Source organism: Streptomyces sp. NPDC048196, assembly GCF_040652715.1.
Classification (GTDB): Bacteria; Actinomycetota; Actinomycetes; order Streptomycetales; family Streptomycetaceae; genus Streptomyces; species Streptomyces siderophoricus.
This window is the reverse complement of record NZ_JBEZMM010000068.1, coordinates 1-19,350: the sequence shown is the minus strand read 5'-3', so window position 1 is coordinate 19,350 and position 19,350 is coordinate 1. Positions and strand designations below refer to the sequence as shown.

Here is a 19,350-nt window from a genome sequence, read left to right as displayed (position 1 = left end):
CGGCACACCTCACACGAAACGCAAGGCATCCCGGCCGAGGGGCGGCACCAGCCCCTCGGCCGCGGCGCGGGTGAGCAGCCCGCGCACCGCGGCATAACCGTCCTCACCGAGGTCGGCGGTGAACTCGTTGACGTACAGGCCGATGTGCTGGTCGGCCACCTTCGGGTCCATCTCCTGCGCGTGCTCCAGCACGTACGGACGGGACGCCTCCGGGTCGTCCCAGGCCATCAGCACCGACGTCCGGATCGCCGCCGCGAGCTCCCGCAACGCCCGCTCGCCCAGCGACCGCTTGGCGATGATCGCGCCGAGCGGGATCGGCAGCCCGGTCGTCTGCTCCCAGTGCTCACCCATGTCCGCCAGGCACACCAGCCCGTAGTCCTGGTACGTGAAACGGGCCTCGTGGATGACCAGACCGGCGTCGACCTTGCCGTCCCGCACGGCCGGCATGATCTCGTGGAACGGCAGCACCACGATCTCCCCGACCCCGCCCGGCACCTCGGCCGCCGCCCACAGCCGGAACAGCAGGTACGCCGTCGACCGCTCGCTGGGCACCGCCACCGTCTTCCCCGCCAGGTCCGCCGCCGCGCCCTGCCCGCGGGTCAGCACCAACGGCCCGCAGCCGCGCCCCAGCGCCCCGCCGCAGGGCAGCAGCGCGTAGTCGTCGAGCACCCAGGGCAGTACCGCGTACGACACCTTCAGCACGTCGAACTCACCGCGCTCGGCCATGCCGTTGGTGAGGTCGATGTCGGCGAAGGTCACCGCGAGCTCCGGCGCGTCCGGGACCCGGCCGTGCGCCAGCGCGTCGAAGACGAAGGTGTCGTTCGGGCACGGCGAGTACGCGATGTTCAGCGGCCGGGTCACGGAATCCTCCTGGCGGGACGGTCAGGGCCCGGAGCCGGCCCGGCGGTGGCCACCAGGGCTCCGGGAAGCGTACGGAAGGCGCCGGTCAGCGCGGTCAGCGCGCCGCCGATGCGCCAGGCGGCCCGGTCGCGCGGGCCGACGGCGTTGGAGACGGCCCGGACCTCCAGCACGGGCACCCCGTGCGCGGCGGCCGCCTCGGCGACGCCGAAGCCCTCCATCGCCTCGGCCAGCACCCCCGGGTGACGCCGTGCCAGCTCGGCGGCTCGGGCGGCGCTGCCGGTGACCGTGGAGACCGTGACGACGGTGCCGGTGACCGCGCCGGCCGCCGCCGCGACGGCCTTCACCAGCGCCGGATCGGGGCGGTGCCGCACCGTCCCGAAGCCCAGATCGGTGACCGGAACGAAGCCGTCCGGGGTCTCGGCGCCCAGATCGGCCGCGACGATCGCGTCCGCGACCACCACCGCGCCCAGCGGCGCGTCCGGCGCCCAGCCGCCGCCGATACCGGCCGAGACCACCAGGTCGTACGGCGCTCCGGCGAGCGCCGCGGCGGTCAGCGCGGTGGCCGTCCCGGCGGCCGCGGCGGCCGGTCCGACCCCGGCGGCCAGCACGTCGAAAGCCACCGGCCCGCCGTCCGCCCGGCACAGCTCGTAGCCGCCCGGCAGCACGGCCGGCGCGCCGCACTCCGCCGCGGCGCACACCGCGTCGCGCTCGGCGGCCACCGCGGTGACGGCCAGCACCCGCAGCGGCCGCCCGGCGTCGCTCGGCGCGCTCAGCGGGCTCAGTCCTTCTGCTTCAGCGTGAAGTGCCACATCGTGGTGGGGCCGTCGCCCTCGTGGAGCTCGGCGACCTGCAGGGTGACGTCCTTGGTGTACGTCGTCTGACCGGTCTGCGGGTTCTGCTGCATGAACAGCGCGTCCGCGTCGAAGCTGCGGTACGTCTGCTTGCTCGGCTCGCGCATCACGGGCCCGGCACCGATGACGATCCAGCCGGACTTGGCGACGTCCGGGTCCACCCCCACGCGCACCTTCTCACCGGGGTGCACGGTGATCGTCTTGCCGCCCTTCTTGGTGATGCAGGCGGTCACGGCCTTCCTGGACAGTTCCTTGCCGTTGCCGTCGCAGCCGGGGGTGGCCTCGGCCGTCACCGTCGACGAACCGACGGTCACGGTCGCGAGCGCGGTCGGCTTCTCGCAGGCGGAGAGGGTCACCAGACCCAGGGACACGGCACCGATGGCGGCAGCGGCGCGGCGGCCCTTGCCCCAGGAGATCAACGCAGCGGTCATACGGGCAGGCTATCTGGCGCCCCGGCCCACGCCACCCCCGGGTGCGGCGTGCCGCGCGGCACGCCCCCAGGGGGCGCCCCCGAGCACGCCGGCCCGATCGGGAAGGCACCCTCTTCCGGTCCGGCCCGCCCGCGCTCAGGCCACCCGCGGCGCCGGCGTACCGCCCCGCCGCGTCGCCTGCAGCAGCCCCCGAACGGACAGCGCCGCACCCACCGTCACCAGGCCCGCGGCCACCGCCATGCCCACCACCCCGACCAGCGGCAGCGCGATCCCGAGCGCGCCGCCCACCACCCACGCCAGCTGCAGCGCCGTCTCCGACCGGGCGAACGCCGAGGTGCGCACCTCCTCCGGCACATCGCGCTGGATCATCGCGTCCAGCGACAGCTTCCCCAGCGCCTGGCACAGCCCCGCGGCCGCCGCCGCCGCGGTGACCACGACCACCGCCAGCACCGGGTAGAACACCGCGGCCAGCACCGTCGCGCACAGCGCGAGCCCCAGCATCGCCGCGATGATCGGCTCCGGCCCGCGTGCCCTCAGCCACGCCCCGATCGCCGTGCCCAGCGCATTGCCGGTGCCGGCCGCCACCGCCACCAGCCCCAGCGACGCCGCCGCGCCCAGCCCGTCCAGCGGATGGGCACGCAGCAGGAAGGCCAGGAAGAACGTCAGGAAGCCGGACAGCGCCCGCAGCGCGGCGTTCGCCTGCAGACCGTGCAGCACGGACGGCCCGACCGTCCGCAGCCCCGGCTTCGGCACCCGCCCCGCCGCCCCCGCCGCACTGCCGTTCCGGGACGCCAGCCGGGCCCGCCCCTCACCCTTCGCCGAGTCGACCTTGTGCGGCAGCGAGAACGACAGCACCGTGCCCACCGCGAACACCACGAACGCCCCGTACAGCGGGCACGGCGGCCCGAGCAGATGCAGCCCCGCCCCCGCCGGCGCGGCCAGCCCGGTCGCCAGCAGCCCCGCCAGCGTCACCCGCGAGTTGGCCTTCACCAGTGAGATCCGCGGCGGCAACAGCCGCGGCACCACCGCGCTGCGCACCACGCCGTACGCCTTCGACGACACCAGCACGCCCAGCGCCGCCGGATACAGCTCCAGACCGCCGGTCGCCACCGCCCCCGACATCGTCACCGCCAGCAGTGCCCGGGCCAGCATCGACCCGGCCATCGCCGCCCGCCGGCCGTGCGGCACCCGGTCCAGCAGCGGCCCGACCACCGGCGCCAGCACCGCGAACGGCGCCATGGTCACCGCCAGATACAGCGCCACCCGGCCGCGCGCCTCCTGGGTCGGCACCGAGAAGAACACCGTCGACGCCAGCGCGACGGTGATCAGCATGTCGCCCGCGGAGTTCACCGCGTGCAGCTCGATCAGCTTGCCCAGCCCCGACTCGCCCGCACCGTGCGCATGCGTGGCCCGCCGCACGCCCTGGGCCGCGCCGGTGAACGGCCGGTGCAGCGCCCGCCCGACCGCCCGCGCGGCCCGCCGCCCCCGGCTGCCGCCGAACCCGCCGCGCGTCGGTGCGCGCGGCTTCCGTACCTTCGACGCCCTCGCGGCAGCCACCTGGCCATAGTGCCCCAACTCGCCCAAGAGGGGGCGGTTCCTCCCACTTGCCGCGCGGGGCGCACCGGCCCGCCGTCGCCACCTGCTGCCAATTGCCGCTCCCTCCGAGGAGTCGTACACCGTTGAAGGGGTAGCGTGTCTAGCGCGCCACCGGCGGTCGGTTTTGGCCGCGTGTCTCATTGCGATCCGCGATCCCGCAGAATGGGTTGTAAGAGGTGCGCTCGACCAACCGATCGGGCGCGGACGTCGACGCGGTCCCCAGGTCCGCTCCGCCCGCCCCGGCCTCCGGACGGACAAGGACAGCTCCGGCTGGCGCACTCGTGAGACGGCGTGGAAGAGAGAATCGATTCTTGTGAGTGCTGCGATGCGAAGCCGTACCCCTGACCGCCTGTGCGCCGAGGCGGTCGACCTCGCCCGGGCGGCGGCGGAGGAGACCGCACTCCCCGGCATGGTCGGCGAGCACATCGAGGTCGTGGCCGACGGCGACCGCGTCGTCACCCATCTCTTCGCCTGCAACGAACCCGGATACCGCGGCTGGCGCTGGGCCGTGACCGTCGCCCGCGCCTCCCGCGCCAAGGTCGTCACCCTCGACGAGACGGTCCTGCTGCCCGGCCCCGACGCCCTGCTCGCCCCCGAGTGGGTCCCCTGGAGCGAACGCCTCCGCCCCGGCGACATGGGCCCCGGCGACCTGCTCCCCACCGAGGCCGACGACCTCCGCCTGGAGCCCGGCTACACCGGCGAGGACGTCCCGCCGCCGAACTCCCCGGTCGCCGAGGGCATGGCCGCCGACGTCGCCGACTCCGAGGAGGCCGACGTCCTCCCCGGCTCGCCCGCCGTCCAGCCCGCCCCCGCCCGCGGCGGCATCGCCGACGTCGCCGGGGAACTCGGCATGGCCCGCGCCCGGGTCCTGTCCCGCTACGGCCTGCACGCCGCCGCCGACCGCTGGGAAGAGGCCTTCGGCGCCAAGACCCCGATGGCCCAGGCGGCCCCCGCGACCTGCATGACCTGCGGCTTCCTCACCCCGCTCACCGGCTCGCTGCGCCAGGCGTTCGGCGTCTGCGCCAACGAGTTCGCCCCCGCGGACGGCCGCGTGGTCTCCCTCTCCTACGGCTGCGGCGCCCACTCCGAGGCCGCCGTCATGCCCAAGCCGCCGCGACCGGCGCCGCCGGTGGTCGACGAAACGGTCGTCGAACCGCTGGCCCTGCGGCCGGAGCGCGACGGAGGGTCCGTGGAGGAAGCGGGCCCCGCGGAGGAACTGGGCCACAGCTGAGACCGCACGGGCCGGGGTCCGGCCGCGCCGAGCGCGCGGCCGGACCCCGGCCCTTGTCCTCCCCCTCCCGCCGGGGGCGGCCGCGCCGCCGCGGCCGCCGATGTGGGGCGATACCGTCAGGGCAACCGACGGACACAGAGGAGACGAAGACGTGGCAGCTACGTCGTGGGTGCGAGGCGCAGCCGGCGACCCGTTCGGGACGGCCCGTCTGCGGCGCGGTGTGCTGGACGCCTGGGCCGCCTCGCCGGCCCGGTTCCGGGAGGACGCCAACGCGGAGGAGGACCTCGCGCTCGGCGGCTACCGCGACCGCCTCGCCGTCGAGCTGGCGCAGAACGCCGCGGACGCGGCCGCCCGGGCCGGCGTCCCCGGCCGGCTCCGGCTGACCCTGCACCCGGCCGACGGCGACGCCCCCGCCGTCCTCGTCGCCTCCAACACCGGCGCCCCGATCGACGCCACCGGCGTCGAATCGCTCTCCACCCTCCGTGCCTCCGCCAAGCGGGAGGCCGGCGTGGCCGCCGGCGCGGTCGGCCGCTTCGGCGTCGGCTTCGCCGCCGTGCTGTCCGTCAGCGACGAACCGGCCCTGGTCGGCCGCACCGGCGGCGTCCGCTGGTCGCTGGCCGAGGCCCGCGCGATGACCGAGGAAGTGGCCGCCCACAGCCCCGGCCTCGGCGGTGAGCTGCGCCGCCGCGAGGGCCACGTACCGCTGCTCCGGCTCCCGCTGCCCGCCGAGGGCACCGCACCCGAGGGCTACGACACCGCCGTCGTCCTGCCGCTGCGCGACGGCGCCGCCCAGGACCTCGCCGAACGGCTGCTCGCCGGCATCGACGACGCGCTGCTGCTCACCCTCCCCGGCCTGGCCGAGGTCATCGTCGAAACCCCCGAAGGCGTACGGGAGTTGCGGCAGACCCGGCAGGGCCCGTACCTCGTGGTCGAGGACAGTGAGCGCGGCACCACCCGCTGGCGGGTGGCGTCCGACAGCGGCCGGCTGGACCCCGCACTGCTCGCCGACCGGCCCGTCGAGGAGCGGCTGCGCCCGTTCTGGTCGGTGACCTGGGCGGTACCGGTGGACGCCGACGGCGCGCCGGCGCGCCCGCGGACCGCACCGGTCGTACACGCCCCGACGCCCACCGACGAGCCGCTGGGCCTGCCCGCCCTGCTCATCGCCTCCTTCCCGCTGGAGCCGACCCGCCGCCACGTCGCGCCCGGCCCGCTCGCGGACTTTCTGGTCGCACGGGCCGCCGCCGCGTACGCGGACCTGCTCGCCGGCTGGCAGCCGGTGACCGTCGGCACCCTCGACCTGGTACCCGGCCCGCTGGGCAAGGGCGGCCTCGACGGCGAGCTGCGCCACCAGGTGCTCGACCTGCTGCCGCGGGTCCGCTTCCTGCCGAGCGCCGCCGCGCCGGGCGCCGCAGCGCCCGCCACCAGCGCGTTCGACGCCGGCGAGCAGCCCGGTCCCGCGGGCGGCGCACCGCGCGACGAGTGGGACGGCGTCGACGGCACCGACGACACCCCGCGCTACGTCCTGCGGCCCACCGAGGCCGAACTGCTGGAGGGCGCGGGCGCCGCGACCGTCGCCGTCCTCGCCGAACTCTTCCCCAGCCTGCTCCCCGCCGGCCTCGAACGCCGCCCGGAACTGCGGTCGTTGGGCGTGACCCGGGTGCCGCTCGGCGAGATGGTCGACCGGCTCGCCGGCGTCGAGCGCCCGCCGGGCTGGTGGTGGCGGCTCTACGACGCGCTGGCCGGCACCGACCCCGACCGCCTCACCGGCCTGCCGGTCCCCCTGGCCGGCACCGCGACACCCGGCCCGGCCGGGGCGCACGGCGCGGTACGCACCACCATCGGCCCCCGCCAGGTCCTGCTGCCGCTGCCCGGCGGCGCCCCGGACGAGGACGGCGGCCCCGCCGCCCGGCACCGCACCCTCGCCCGGCTCGGCCTGAAGGTCGCCCACCCCGAGGCCGTCCACCCGCTCCTGGAGAAGCTCGGCGCCACCCCCGCCGCGCCCCGCGCCGTGCTGACCACGCCCCAGGTGCGCGCCGCCGTGGCGAACTCCCTCGACGCCGACGAGGACGCCTACGACCTCTTCCCCGACGACGACCTCGGCGGCGCCGGCCCGGGCGGCCCGCTCGGCTCCGAGGAACTCGCCGACACCGTCCTCGCCCTGGTCCGCGACGCCAACCTCGCCCCGGGCGACGAGCCCTGGCTGGGCGCCCTCGCCCTCCCCGACGAGGACGGCGAACTGGCCCCGGCCGGCGAACTCGTCCTCCCCGGCAGCGACTTCGAACGGGTCATCCGCGAGGGCGAACTGCCCGCCTGCGACGCCGAGCTGGCGGCCCGCTGGGGCGAACAGCCGCTGACCGCGGTCGGCGTGCTGGCCGACTTCGCCCTGGTCCGCGCCACCGACGTCGTCCTCGACCCGGACGAGCTGGAGCCGCGGGACACGGACTTCGCCGAGCCCGACGACGTCGGCCTGCTCGACGCCGTCGACGTCTGGTGCGAGGACGTCCTCGACACCCTCCCCGACACCCCGGTCCCCCCGGTCGTCACCGAACTGGTCGCCGTCCGCGACCTCGACCTGGTCGACGACGACGCCTGGCCCGAGGTCCTGGCCATGCTCTCCCGGCCGCCGCTGCGCGACGCGCTGACCGCCCCGGTCCGCGTCCTCCTCCCCGACGGCACCACCGAATCCGTCCGCCCCTACACGGCCTGGTGGCTGCGCGGCCACCCGGTCCTGGACGGCCGCCGCCCCGCCGGGCTGCGTTCGGCCGGCGGCGACCCGCTGCTGGCCGGCCTGTACGAGTCCGCGGACGCCGGGGACGTCGACGCCCAGGTGCTGCGCGCCCTCGGCGTCCGCACCTCCGCCGCCGCCCTCCTCGACGAGCCGGGCGGCGCCGCGGAACTCCTCGCCCGGCTCGCCGACCCGGACCACCCCGTCGGCGCCGCCCAACTCCACGCCCTCTACGGCCTGCTGGCGACCCTCGACCCCGACCAGGTCACCCTCCCCGACTACTTGCGCGCCGTCGTGGACACCGAGGTGCGGGTGGTGGACGCAGCCGACGCGGTCGTCGCCGACGCCCCCGACCTGATGCCGCTCGCGACCGGCCTGCCGCTGCTCCCGGTCGGCCCGTCCCGCGCCGCCGACCTCGCGGAACTCCTCCAGGTGCGCCGCCTGAGCGAGGCGGTCACCGCCGAGGTCCGCTCCGAGGGCGTCCGCCACGAGGTCCCCGCGGCGGTCCGCACCCTCCTCGGCCCCACCACCCCGTCCACCTACGACGAACACGAGGAACTCCTCGTCACCGCCGCCCCGGGCCCCGCCGCCGGCCCGGCCGCCACCATCGAACTCGACTGGCGCTGGACCCCCGACGGCACCCTCCACGCCGCCACCCTGGAGGGCGTGGCCGCCGGCCTCGCCTGGGCCACCGCCCAGTGGCCCCGCCGCTTCGAGGTCGCCGCCCTCCTGGAGGAGCCCGACCGGGGAGACGAACTGGCACGCGCGCGCTGGTTCGACTGACGGCACCGCCGGACGGCACAGTAGCGGAGTGAATCACCCCAACACGGACATCCTGTCCCGGGCCCAGGTGGCCACCAGGCTCCCCGCCCAGGACCTGGCCCGGGCCCGCCGCTTCTACGCCGAAAAACTCGGCCTCACCCCCGTCGACGAACGCCCCGGCGGCCTGCTCTACCGCTGCGGGGGCGCCGAGTTCGTCATCTTCCGGTCGACCGGCGCCGCCCCCGGCACCTTCACCCAGATGGCCTGGGTCGTCGACGACATCGAAGCGACCGTCGCGCAGCTCAGAGCGCGCGGTGTGGCGTTCGAGGAGGTCGACGCGCCCGGCCTCCACACGGAAGACGGCATCGCCCACATCGCCGGCAACTACCCCTCCAAGCACGCCCACTCCGAACGCGGCGCCTGGTTCCACGACAGCGAGGGCAACCTCCTGGGCATCGGCCAGCCGATCGCCTGAAGGGGCGTCCGGCCGGTGCCGCAAGCGCCGGCCGGGGGCCTCAGACGGCGCCGTTCCCCAGCCCCTCCGCCAGTACCTCCGCCAGGTGCCGCCCTCGCCGGTCGCCGAGCTGCTGGAGCTGGGTGCGGCAGGAGAAGCCGTCCGCGAGGATCTCCGTGCCGGGGGCGGCCTCACGTACGGCGGGCAGGAGCTGGTCCTCGGCGCAGGCGACCGACACCTCGTAGTGGCCGCGTTCGTAGCCGAAGTTGCCGGCGAGGCCGCAGCAGCCGCCGGAGAGGGCGCCGGTGAGGCCCGCACGGGCACGCAGGCGGCGGTCCGCGGCGTCGCCGAGGACCGCGTGCTGGTGGCAGTGCGTCTGGCCGGCGACCGGGCGGTCCAGGCGCGGCGGCCGCCAGCTGGGGGCGTACTGCTCCAGGGTCTCGGCGAAGGTGCGGACGGCGGCGGCGAGACGGGCGGCGCGGGGGTCGTCGGGGAGCAGCTCGGGAAGGTCGGTGCGCAGGGCCGCGGCGCAGCTCGGTTCGAGGACGACGAGCGGCCGGCCGGGCCGGAGGAGAGGGGACAGCGTGTCGACGGTGCGGCGCATGACCCGGCGGGCCCGGTCGAGCTGGCCGGTGGAGACATAGGTCAGGCCGCAGCACAGGGGGCGGTGCCGGCGGACGCGGAGGCCGGGGCGGAGCGGGGCCGTCGGGGGGAGCAGCGGGCGCAGTCCGGCCGCTTCGAGGACCTGGACGGCGGCGCGGCCGACCTGGGGCGCGAGGTGGTCGGTGAAGGTGTCGGGCCAGAGGATGACGGTGGGACCGCCCGAGTTGACGGGTGCGGAGCCCGCCGCCCCGGCGGCCCGCCGCCTGTCCCACCACCACCGGGTGAAGGTCTCCGTGGCCAGTGCCGGCAGCGGGCGTTCCGGGGTGAGGCCGGCCAGGCGGGCGGCCAGGGCGGTGGCGAGGGGGGCGCGGGCCAGGGCGTTGACGGCGGGGGCGACGGGCGCCGCCAGGTGCAGCCACTCGGGCAGGCGGCCGAGGGCGTAGTGGGCGGCGGGGCGCAGCCGGCCCGCGTAGTGGTGGTGGAGGAATTCCGCCTTGTACGTGGCCATGTCGACGCCGACCGGGCAGTCGCTGCGGCAGCCCTTGCAGGAGAGGCAGAGGTCGAGGGCGTCGCGCACCTCGGGGGACCGCCAGCCGTCGGTGATCACCTCGCCGGCGAGCATCTCGTGCAGCAGCCGGGCCCGGCCGCGGGTGGAGTGCTGTTCCTCGCCGGTGGCGCGGAACGACGGGCACATGACGTCCGCGGAGCCGGGGGCGCTTGCGGCGTTGCGGCATTTGGCGACGCCCACGCAGCGGCGGACGGCGGCGGTGAAGTCGCCGTCGTCGTGCGGGTAGCCGAAGGCGACCGGCACCGGGTTCCGGGGGAGCGGGGCGAAGCGGAGGTTGTCGTCGAGCCGGGCCGGGCGGACGAGCATGCCGGGGTTCAGGCCCGCGGCCGGGTCCCAGAGGGCCTTGAAGTCCTCGAAGAGACGGACGAGTTCGGGCCCGTACATCTTCGGCAGGAGCTCGGCGCGGGCCTGCCCGTCGCCGTGTTCGCCGGAGAGCGAGCCGCCGTGGGCGACGACGAGCTCGGCCAGCTCCTGGGAGAAGGCGCGGAAACGGCGGATGCCGGGCGCGGTGAGCAGGTCGAAGTCGATACGGATGTGGATGCAGCCGTCCCCGAAGTGGCCGTAGGGGGTGCCGCGCAGGCCGTGCTGCGCCAGCAGGGCACGGAAGTCACGCAGATAGGGGCCGAGCCGGGCGGGCGGGACGGCGCAGTCCTCCCAGCCGGGCCACGCCTCCGCGCCGTCCGGCGTCCGGGTCGCGGTGCCGGACGCGTCCTCGCGGATCCGCCACAGCGTCCGCTGCCCGGCCGGATCGGTGACGATCGTGTGGTCGGTGCTGCCGTCCGCGGCCGCCGCCCGGCCGAGCGCCTCGGCCCGGGCGGCCGCCTCCGCGGGGCTCGCACCGCCCATTTCCACGAACAGCCAGGCGCCGCCCCGGGGCAGCCCTTCCGCATCGCCCACCAGATCGGCGGCCATCCCCTCGACCGTCAACGGCCGGTGGACGAGCAGGGTGTGGGCGGCCTCGGCGGCGGCGCTCTCGTCGGGGTAGCCGAGGACGGCGAGCGCCCGGGCCGCGGGGGTCTCCACGAGCCGTACGGTCGCCTCGGTCAGCACGCCGAGGGTGCCCTCGCTGCCGGTGAGGGCGCGGGCCAGGTCGGTGCCCCGTTCCGGCAGCAGCGCGTCGAGGGCGTAACCGGAGATGCGGCGCGGGAGATCGGGGTAGCCGGTGCGCAGGAGCGCCAGTTCGCGGTCGACGAGGGCCTTCACGCCGCCTTGGAGGCGCGGCGGAAGACCGGTGGGGGCGCCGGTGGCGTCGGTGCCGCGGCCGGCCCGGACGCCCTCGCCGCCGTAGGTGAGCAGGGCCAGTTCGCGCACGTTGTCGGCGGTGGTGCCCCAGGCGACCGAGTGCGAGCCGCAGGCGTTGTTGCCGATCATGCCGCCGAGGGTGCAGCGGCTGTGCGTGGACGGGTCCGGACCGAAGGTCAGCCCGTGGACGCCGGCCGCCGCCCGCAGGTCGTCCAGGACCACACCGGGCTGGACGACGGCGGTGCGCGCCCCGGGGTCCAGAGAAACGATCCGCCGCATGTGGCGGGTGAAGTCCAGGACCACGCCGACACCGGTTGCCTGCCCGGCGATGCTGGTCCCGGCACCGCGCGGCACCACGGGCACACCGTGCTCCCGGCACACCCGTAGTGCCGCGGCGACGTCATCGGCGTCCCTGGGGGCGACCACCGCCTGCGGCACCCGGCGGTAGTTGGACGCGTCCATCGTCATCAGCGCCCGGTCGGCCGCGGTGAACGACACCTCCCCCCGCACCGCCGCCCACATCTCCCGCGCCAGGTCCCGCTGCTCCCTCTGCGTGCGCTCAGCCATGTCTCCAGCCTGCCCACTGGGGCGGGGTCATGCGACGGCCGGCGGGTGCTCGTGCGTGGCGGCCGCGGCCGGGTGGAAGCGGAACAGGTCGCGCGGATCGAGGCGGGACTTGAGGGCGGCGAGCCGGCGGTGCGCGTCGGTGTCCTGGACGCTGCGGGCGACCTCCGCGGCGTCCGGACGCTCCCCGTGACGGCCGAAGAGGAAGTTCACGCTCCGGCCGAGCCGCCAGGGCTCGACGGCGGCCAGCGCCTCGGCGTGCAGGGCCCGTACGGTCCCCAGGTCGTCACCCTGGAGCGGCGAGAGGACACGCAGCGCGTAACGGGCGGCGCGGTGGCCGACGGTCGCGGCGCCGGACCGGGCGGCCAGGGCACCGCCGAGGTGGTTGAGCTGGACCACGCACATCACCGGCGCGGCCGGCCCGGTGAGCCGTGCCACCCGGCGCAGCGCGGCCGCGTCCAGGTCGCTGAGCAGCGCATTGTCGCCGTCGTAGGCGTGCGGATCGCTGGGATCACGATGGATGGTGTGCGACTTTGCGTACGGCATCTCGTGCAGGTCGTCGCTGACCCGCGGGCCCACCGCCCGCAGCGGCGCGACCAGTTGCCCGCCCCGCTCCGCGCTGCCCGTGTACGCGATGCGGACGTGCGCGAGGTGCCGGCCGCGCAGCTGCTCCGGCAGCTGCGGCAGGTCGGGGTAGGCGATCAGGGCGACGGAGGAGGTCAGTTCGTCCGGAACGGTCCCGGTCCAGCGCAGGTACGCGGCCAGGAGGTCGTCGAGGTGCTCGGCGCCGAACACCAGCTGGCCGCCGTAGAGCCGGGCCACCGGCATCAGCGCGAACTCCATCGCGGTGACCACGCCGAGCCCGTGGCCGCCGCCGAGCAGCGCCCCGAACAGCTCGGGGTCCCCCTCGGTGGTGAGATGGCGCAGCCGGCCGTCGGCGGTGACCAGGTCGACGGCGCGGACATGGTCGGCGGCGTAGCCGTAGGTGCGGGCCAGGACGCCCACCCCGCCTCCGAGGGTGTACGAGATGACGCCGACGCCCGGGGACGAGCCGTTGAGCGGCGCGAGCCCGTGCGGAGCGGCCGCCTCGACGACCTGGCCCCACACGGCGCCGGCCTCGGCCCGCGCGGTGCGGGCCACCGGATCGACCGTGACCCGGGCCATCCGCCCGGTGGTGATCAGCAGCCCGCCGTCGGTGCCGGCGGCCAGGCCGTGCCCGGTGGCCTGGACGGCGACCGGCAGGCCGTGCGCGCCGGCGAACCGCACCGCGGCGACCACGTCGTCGGCGCCCGCCGCCCCGACGACGACGGCCGGCCGGTGCGGGCCGGCCAGCTGGAAGCCGGTGCGCTCGGCGTCGTACCCGTCGTCGCCGGGGAGCAGCACGGGGCCGCGCACGGCCCGGGCGAGGGCGGCGGTGCCGAGCGCGGGGCCGGCGAGCGCGGCGGTGTCGAGCGGGGGGTCGGCGAGCGCGACGGTGCCGGCGAGCGTGGCGGTGTCGAGCGTGGTGGGCGCCGGGGCGGCGGTCTGCGGGGCGGGGTCGTTGATCTCCATGCCCCGCACTCTCGCGGCATAAGTTGACACCGGCCGTCATATATAAATCGGGGTGTGAAGTCGGACCGTCTGCTGTCGATCCTGCTGCTGCTCCAGACCCGCGGCCGGGTCCCGGCCAGGGAGCTCGCCGAGCGGCTGGAGGTCTCCCCCCGCACCGTCTACCGCGACGTCGAGGCACTGTCGGCGGCCGGCGTGCCGGTCTACGCCGAACGCGGCCGGCACGGCGGCATCGCCCTGCTGCCCGGCTTCCGCACCGACGTCACCGGAATGACCACCGACGAGGCGCGCGCCCTGTTCGTCCTGGCCGCGCAGGGCGCCCACACCGCCCTCGGACTGGACGACGCGCTCGGTTCGGCGCTGCGCAAGGTGATGGCGGCGCTGCCCGCCCCGCACCGGCCGGCCGCGGAACTGACCGGCCGCCGCATCCTCGTCGACCCGGACCGCTGGCTCGGCGGCCCCCGCCCGGCGGCCGACCTGGACGCCCTGCAGACCGCCGTCTTCACCGACCTGCGGCTGCGGATCCGGTACCGCCACAGCGGCGAGACCCGCCTGCGGACGTACACCGTCGACCCGTACGGGCTGGTCGCGAAGGCCGGCACCTGGTACCTCGTCGCCGACCGGCGCGGCCGGCCGCAGCTGTTCCGGGCCGACCGGGTGACGTCCGCGGCCGTCACCGACGCCCCGGTGCGGCGCCGGCCGGGCGTCGAGCTGGCCGAGGTCTGGCAGCAGCTGCGCCGCCAGGTGGAGGACCGGCCCGCGGACGTCCGGGTGACCGCCCGGATCCGCCGCGACCGGCTGGACCTCGCGATACGGATCCTGGGCAGCGCACTGACCGGCCCGCCCCGTACGGGTGACCCGGACGGCCCCGGGAACGGGAAGGGGAGTGGGAGTGGGAATGGGCACGGCGACGGGGACGCGCCCGGGAGCGAGGACGGCAACGGGGAGGGCAACAGGGGCGAGCCCGGGAAAGAGGACGGTAACGGGAAGGGCGATGGGGACGGGCCCGGGAAAGAAGACCGTAAGGGGGAGGGCAATGAGGACGGGCCCGGGAACGAGGACGGTAACGGGAAGGGCGATGGGGACGGGCCCGGGAAAGAAGACCGTAAGGGGGAGGGCAACGAGGACGGGCCCGGGAACGAGGACGGTAACGGGAAGGGCGATGGGGACGGGCCCGGGAAAGAAGCCCGTAACGGGGAAGGCAACGAGGACCGGAACGGGAACGAGGGCCGTAACGGGACCGACGACCGTAACGGGGACGAGGAGTGGGCCGTCATCGAGGTGGCCTTCCCCGTGCTGCGCGCCGTGCGGCAGTTGCTGCAGTTCGGCGACGCGCTGGAGGTGCTCGATCCGCCCGAGGCCCGCCGGGTGCTGGCCGAGGCCGCGGCCGGCATCGCCGCCCTGTACGCCGCCGACCCCCCGCCCCCGTAGCCCAAGCCCACCGCCGCCCAGGTAGCCCACGGCAGCCCGCATGGCACCCGGCCGCCCCACCGCCCGGCCTCCCCGCCGCGCCGTGGCCGCCGTCCACCGACGACGCGCCGCCATCTCACCGTCTGGACGTGCCGCCGGAGTGCGCACGGTGACGGATTAGGCTTCCTCCGTGGCTGATATCCAGATTCCCGCTGACATCAAGCCCGCCGACGGACGCTTCGGCGCGGGCCCCTCCAAGGTGCGGACGGAGGCGCTGGCCGCCCTGGCCGCCACCGGCAGTTCCCTCCTCGGCACGTCCCACCGCCAGGCACCGGTCAAGAACCTGGTCGGCAAGGTGCGCGACGGCGTACGCGACCTCTTCCAGCTCCCCGAGGGCTACGAGGTCGTCCTCGGCAACGGCGGCTCGACCGCGTTCTGGGACGTCGCGACGCACGGCCTGATCGAGCGCAAGTCCCAGCACCTCTCCTTCGGTGAGTTCTCCTCCAAGTTCGCCAAGGCCGCCAAGCTGGCGCCGTGGCTGGACGAGCCCACTGTCATCTCCGCCGACCCGGGCAGCCACCCGGAGCCGTCGGCCGAGCAGGGCGTGGACGTCTACGGCTTCACCCACAACGAGACCTCGACCGGTGTCGCCGCCCCCATCAAGCGGGTGGCGGGTGCCGACGAGGGCGCCCTGGTCCTGGTCGACGCCACCTCCGGCGCCGGCGGCCTCCCGGTGGACATCGCCGAGACCGACGTCTACTACTTCGCCCCGCAGAAGTCCTTCGCCTCCGACGGCGGCCTGTGGATCGGCGTGTTCTCCCCGGCCGCCATCGAGCGCGCCGAGCGGATCCACGCCTCCGGCCGCCACGTCCCGGAGTTCTTCTCGCTCCCCACGGCGATCGACAACTCCCGCAAGAACCAGACGTACAACACCCCGGCGCTGTCCACCCTCTTCCTGCTCAACGAGCAGCTGGAGTGGATCAACGGCCAGGGCGGCCTGGACTGGGCGGTGCGCCGCACCGCCACCTCCTCGCGCACCCTCTACGGCTGGGCCGAGGACGCCAAGTACGCCACCCCGTTCGTCACCGACCCGGCCAAGCGCTCGCAGGTCATCGGCACGATCGACTTCACCGACGAGGTCGACGCCGCCGCCGTCGCCAAGGTCCTGCGCGCCAACGGCATCGTCGACACCGAGCCCTACCGCAAGCTCGGCCGCAACCAGCTCCGGATCGCGATGTTCCCGGCGATCGAGCCGTCGGACGTCGAGGCCCTGACGGCCTGCATCGACTACGTCATCGGCCAGCTGTAACGGCAGGTCCAGCGGTAACGGCAGGTTCCGAGCCGCACCTCACGTCAGGCCCCGGCGGGCGACCGCCGGGGCCTGTCGCATGCCGGCGCCGGCCATGCGCCCCGAGGGCACGACCACCCGAACGGGCCGCCGAAGCACCACCCGTACGGAGGCATCGCGGAGTGACGAAACCGCCCGGATATGCCTGTATGGGGGCATGACGACTCCCCCGAGCCCCGGCCTCGCCCCCTTCGAGCGGCAAGGGGCCGTCCTGCTGACCACCTACAAGCGGGACGGCACCGGCGTCGGCACCCCCGTCAACCTCGCCGTCGACGGGGACCACGCCTACTTCCGCACGTACGGCAGCGCCGGCAAGGCCAAGCGGATGCGGAACTTCCCGGACGTGGACATCTGCGCCTGCACCTGGCGCGGCCGCCCCACCGGCCCCACCGTCAACGCCCGGGTGCGCCTGCTGGACCCGCAGACCCGCGAATACCGCCGGGCCGAGCGCTCCCTGACCCGGAAGTACCCGCTCATCCAGGGCCTGTTGGTGCCCGTGCTGCACCGGCTGAAGCGGGAGCGCACCCTGCACTACGAACTGCGCCCGGCGCCGGACGGCACCTCCTAGGACGCCCTACCTGCCTACGAGCGCCGCCGCAGCAGCCTGCGCACCACCACGACCAAAGCCGTCGCCACCACCAGGACCAGCGCCCCCTTGGCGTAGCTCGGCCCGAGACCCTTGCCCCCCGAACTCCCCTCATCCGCAGCGGAGTTGCCCGAGCTGCCCGACGTCCCACCGTCCTCCCCCTCACCCGACCGGGCCGAGTCCGGCAGCTGACTGCCGCTCAGGCCCACCGGCGTGACGTCACTGTCCCGGCCCTCCGAGCCGTACATCAGCGTCCGGCCGTCCGGGGTGAAGGTGACCGATTCGCCCTGCTGCTGGATCGGCACGCCCACACTGCCGAGGTCCTTCGGGCGGCCGTTCGCCCAGCGGAAGATCCGCGCCCCGAAGTAGCCGCGCAGCACCAGCCGGGTGCCGTCGGGGGAGAACGCGCCGTCCGTCACCCACAGCTCGGCCGGCGCGACCTTGCGGAAGGTGTTGGTGCCGGAGGAGGTGAGGTGTCGCGGGCCCTCGTAGAGCGCGCCGGTGCCGTCCTGCTTCTTGCTGGCGAGGTAGACCCGGCCGGTCCGGGGGTGCACCATCAGCGCCTCGGCGTCCCGCGGGCCGTCGGCGTACTTCACGGTGTACTGGGTCGCGGTCACCGTCGCGTCGCGCAGCCGCTTCGGCTCCGGGAAGCGGTAGATCCAGACGTGGTTCCAGCTGCCGCCGAGGTTGTCGCCGATGTCGCCGAGGTAGAGGTCGCCGTCCGGGCCGAGCGAGATCGCCTCGACGTCGCGCGGCGCCCCGATGCCGCGCAGGGTGATCCGGGCGACGGTCCGGCCGGTCCGGCCGTCCACGGCGTAGACGTAGGGGCCGTCGTCGCTGTCGTTGTGGGTCCAGTAGATGCCGGGGTGCGCGCGGCTGGCGGCCAGCCCGCTGGACTCGGTGATCCTCGGATCGCCGATCGTGAAGCCGTCCGGCTCATCGGCGGCGGCCGGCACCACCGCCACCGCCCCCACCCACAAGGCCCCCGCGGCACCGGCCGCGCACAGAAGCGAACGCATGGGCACAGACTGCCATCCGCGGGACCGGGCGCGGACCCGGGAGGCCGCGGCGGCAGCCCGGGCGCACCGGACGTGGCCAGCGTCACGTACCCCGCAGTAGGGGTTCTCGGACATCATGGCCGGATGAGGATCATGTTCGTCGGCGACTCGATGACGATCGGGAGCGCCGGCGATTTCACCTGGCGATACCGGATGTGGCAGCACCTGAACGCCTGCTTCGGCGGCCCGTACCGGATCGTCGGGCCGCGCCGGACGCTCCACGAACCGGCCGAGGACGCCGCCACCTCGCACGCCTACCGCGATCCGGACTTCCCCGAATCCGCCCGCGGGCACCTCGCCGGGTGGGGCGAGGGCTGGTTGCACATGGCGCCGGTGATCGGCGAGACGGTACGCCGGCACCGGGCCGACACCCTGCTGGTCTCGCTCGGCCTGATAGACCTCGGCTTCTACACGAACGCCGCCCAGACGGCGCAGAACGTCCGCGAGTTCGTGGCCGGCGCACGGGCCGCGGCACCGCACATACGGGCGGTACTGATGCCGGTCATCCGCAACGTACGGGCCGCGGCGGACCCGGCGTTCGGTGCGGAGTGCGCACACTTCAACGAACTCCTGGCCAAGGCCGTCGCCGACCTCTCCACCCCCACCTCCCCGCTCCTGCTGGCCTCCGAGCCGGCCGACTGGCACATCGACCTGGCCACCTACGACGGCACCCACCCCTCCGAACGGGGCGAACACCTCCTCGCCGCGTCGTTCGCCGACGCGATGCACCAGGGGTGGGGCGTGGGCCGCCCTTATGAGGCGGCCCGGGGGTGATCCCCACGTACTTGGCCGCAGCGCCTTGCTGGTAGCTGGCCGTGGCGCGCTTGGCTTTCCGCCCACGTACTTGGCTGTCCCGCCGTGGGGGTTGCTCGTCGTTGTGCGCTTTGCGGCGCCGCGTACGTAGCCATCTGCGGCGCCGCGGGGCTCGCTCGCCGTTGCGCTTTGCGGCGCGTCGCACGTACCCGTCTGCTGCGCCGTGGGGCTTGCTCACCGTTGCGCGCTTTGCGGCGCCCCGCACGTACCCGTCTCTCGCGCCGCGGGTCGTCTCGCCGTTGCGCCTGCGGCGGGCTGGGTTGTGTTGGGTGCGGTGACGGACCTCCGGGGCCTTATTCGTGGACTGCTGACGCTTTACGTCCACGAACAAGGCCCCTCCGGCCCGTCCCCTCCCGTTGGGGGAGTGTGCGGGTGGGTGGGGGCGCGCGTTGTGGAGGATGCACCTGGTGTTGCGGGTCAGTGGGAATAGCTCGCCCGGCGCGTCGAGTTGTGGCCCCGAAGGGGGCCTTCGCGACCCTTACGGGATCTGTTCGACCTCCCCCTAGGGGTTCCCAGAACCCCTTGCAGCCTCAACGTCCACCCCCACTCACCTTCTTCCCATCCCTCAACGGGAGGGGACGGGCCGGAGGGGCCGGTTGTGTGGACGTAAAGCGTCAGCAGTCCACACAACCGGCCCCGGAGGCCCGTCACCGCACCCGACACCACCCAGCCCGCCGCAGGCGCAACCGCGAGACCACC

Annotated in this window: 13 protein-coding genes and 1 pseudogene; 7 read left to right on the top strand and 7 right to left on the bottom strand. The window is 75.2% G+C overall.

Going from position 1 to position 19,350, the window contains the following annotated elements; translation table 11 throughout:
* Window positions 1-9 precede the first annotated feature (9 nt).
* The 4 genes from AB0E02_RS35630 to AB0E02_RS35615 form a co-directional block, all read right to left on the bottom strand.
* Window positions 10-861, bottom strand: a complete 852-nt coding sequence (locus AB0E02_RS35630) for a 1,4-dihydroxy-6-naphthoate synthase (RefSeq protein WP_362147695.1) — start codon at window positions 859-861, stop codon at window positions 10-12.
* Window positions 858-1,604: a futalosine hydrolase gene (locus AB0E02_RS35625; protein ID WP_362147723.1), complete on the bottom strand. Its 747-nt coding sequence runs from the start codon at window positions 1,602-1,604 to the stop codon at window positions 858-860. The genes AB0E02_RS35630 and AB0E02_RS35625 overlap by 4 nt, the downstream gene beginning before the upstream one ends.
* Window positions 1,605-1,639: 35 nt before the next feature.
* Entirely contained in the window at window positions 1,640-2,143 is a 504-nt protein-coding gene (locus tag AB0E02_RS35620) for a hypothetical protein (RefSeq protein ID WP_030812960.1), read from the bottom strand.
* A 135-nt stretch (window positions 2,144-2,278) separates the two neighbouring features.
* Window positions 2,279-3,880, bottom strand: a complete 1,602-nt coding sequence (locus AB0E02_RS35615; protein ID WP_362147693.1) for an MFS transporter — start codon at window positions 3,878-3,880, stop codon at window positions 2,279-2,281.
* A 184-nt stretch (window positions 3,881-4,064) separates the two neighbouring features.
* Between AB0E02_RS35615 and AB0E02_RS35610 the strand changes: the two genes are divergently transcribed.
* From AB0E02_RS35610 to AB0E02_RS35600, 3 genes are all read left to right on the top strand, one after another.
* The gene (locus tag AB0E02_RS35610; protein WP_362147690.1) at window positions 4,065-4,970 is read left to right on the top strand and encodes a DUF3027 domain-containing protein; all 906 of its coding nucleotides are present in this window, start codon (window positions 4,065-4,067) and stop codon (window positions 4,968-4,970) included.
* A gap of 151 nt (window positions 4,971-5,121) precedes the next feature.
* A complete protein-coding gene (locus AB0E02_RS35605) occupies window positions 5,122-8,478 on the top strand; it encodes a molecular chaperone Hsp90 (RefSeq protein ID WP_362147687.1) in 3,357 nt (1,118 codons plus the stop codon).
* A 28-nt stretch (window positions 8,479-8,506) separates the two neighbouring features.
* Window positions 8,507-8,932 carry a VOC family protein gene (locus tag AB0E02_RS35600; protein WP_362147684.1) on the top strand — a complete coding sequence of 142 codons (426 nt, stop codon included), beginning with the start codon at window positions 8,507-8,509 and terminating at the stop codon, window positions 8,930-8,932.
* 40 nt (window positions 8,933-8,972) lie between these two features.
* Here AB0E02_RS35600 and AB0E02_RS35595 read toward each other — a convergent pair whose 3' ends face one another.
* Both AB0E02_RS35595 and AB0E02_RS35590 read right to left on the bottom strand, forming a co-directional pair.
* Window positions 8,973-11,891: an FAD-binding and (Fe-S)-binding domain-containing protein gene (locus AB0E02_RS35595; protein WP_362147681.1), complete on the bottom strand. Its 2,919-nt coding sequence runs from the start codon at window positions 11,889-11,891 to the stop codon at window positions 8,973-8,975.
* Between the two features lie 27 nt (window positions 11,892-11,918).
* The gene (locus AB0E02_RS35590) at window positions 11,919-13,439 is read right to left on the bottom strand and encodes an FAD-dependent oxidoreductase (RefSeq protein ID WP_362147678.1); all 1,521 of its coding nucleotides are present in this window, start codon (window positions 13,437-13,439) and stop codon (window positions 11,919-11,921) included.
* A gap of 54 nt (window positions 13,440-13,493) precedes the next feature.
* Between AB0E02_RS35590 and AB0E02_RS35585 the strand changes: the two are divergent.
* The 3 genes and pseudogenes from AB0E02_RS35585 to AB0E02_RS35575 all read left to right on the top strand — a co-directional run.
* A pseudogene (locus AB0E02_RS35585) lies at window positions 13,494-14,273 on the top strand (WYL domain-containing protein); the annotation flags it as partial.
* A gap of 763 nt (window positions 14,274-15,036) precedes the next feature.
* Complete coding sequence (gene serC, locus AB0E02_RS35580) at window positions 15,037-16,155, top strand: phosphoserine transaminase (RefSeq protein ID WP_030415720.1); 1,119 nt, start codon at window positions 15,037-15,039, stop codon at window positions 16,153-16,155.
* A 196-nt stretch (window positions 16,156-16,351) separates the two neighbouring features.
* Window positions 16,352-16,762 (top strand): PPOX class F420-dependent oxidoreductase, encoded by a 411-nt coding sequence (locus AB0E02_RS35575; protein WP_362147675.1) that lies wholly within the window; start codon window positions 16,352-16,354, stop codon window positions 16,760-16,762.
* A 14-nt stretch (window positions 16,763-16,776) separates the two neighbouring features.
* On the opposite strand, the gene AB0E02_RS35570 is transcribed toward AB0E02_RS35575, so the two are convergent.
* Entirely contained in the window at window positions 16,777-17,799 is a 1,023-nt protein-coding gene (locus AB0E02_RS35570; RefSeq protein WP_362147672.1) for a hypothetical protein, read from the bottom strand.
* A 123-nt stretch (window positions 17,800-17,922) separates the two neighbouring features.
* Between AB0E02_RS35570 and AB0E02_RS35565 the strand changes: the two genes are divergently transcribed.
* Complete coding sequence (locus tag AB0E02_RS35565; RefSeq protein WP_362147669.1) at window positions 17,923-18,612, top strand: GDSL-type esterase/lipase family protein; 690 nt, start codon at window positions 17,923-17,925, stop codon at window positions 18,610-18,612.
* The last annotated feature ends 738 nt before the right edge of the window (window positions 18,613-19,350 follow it).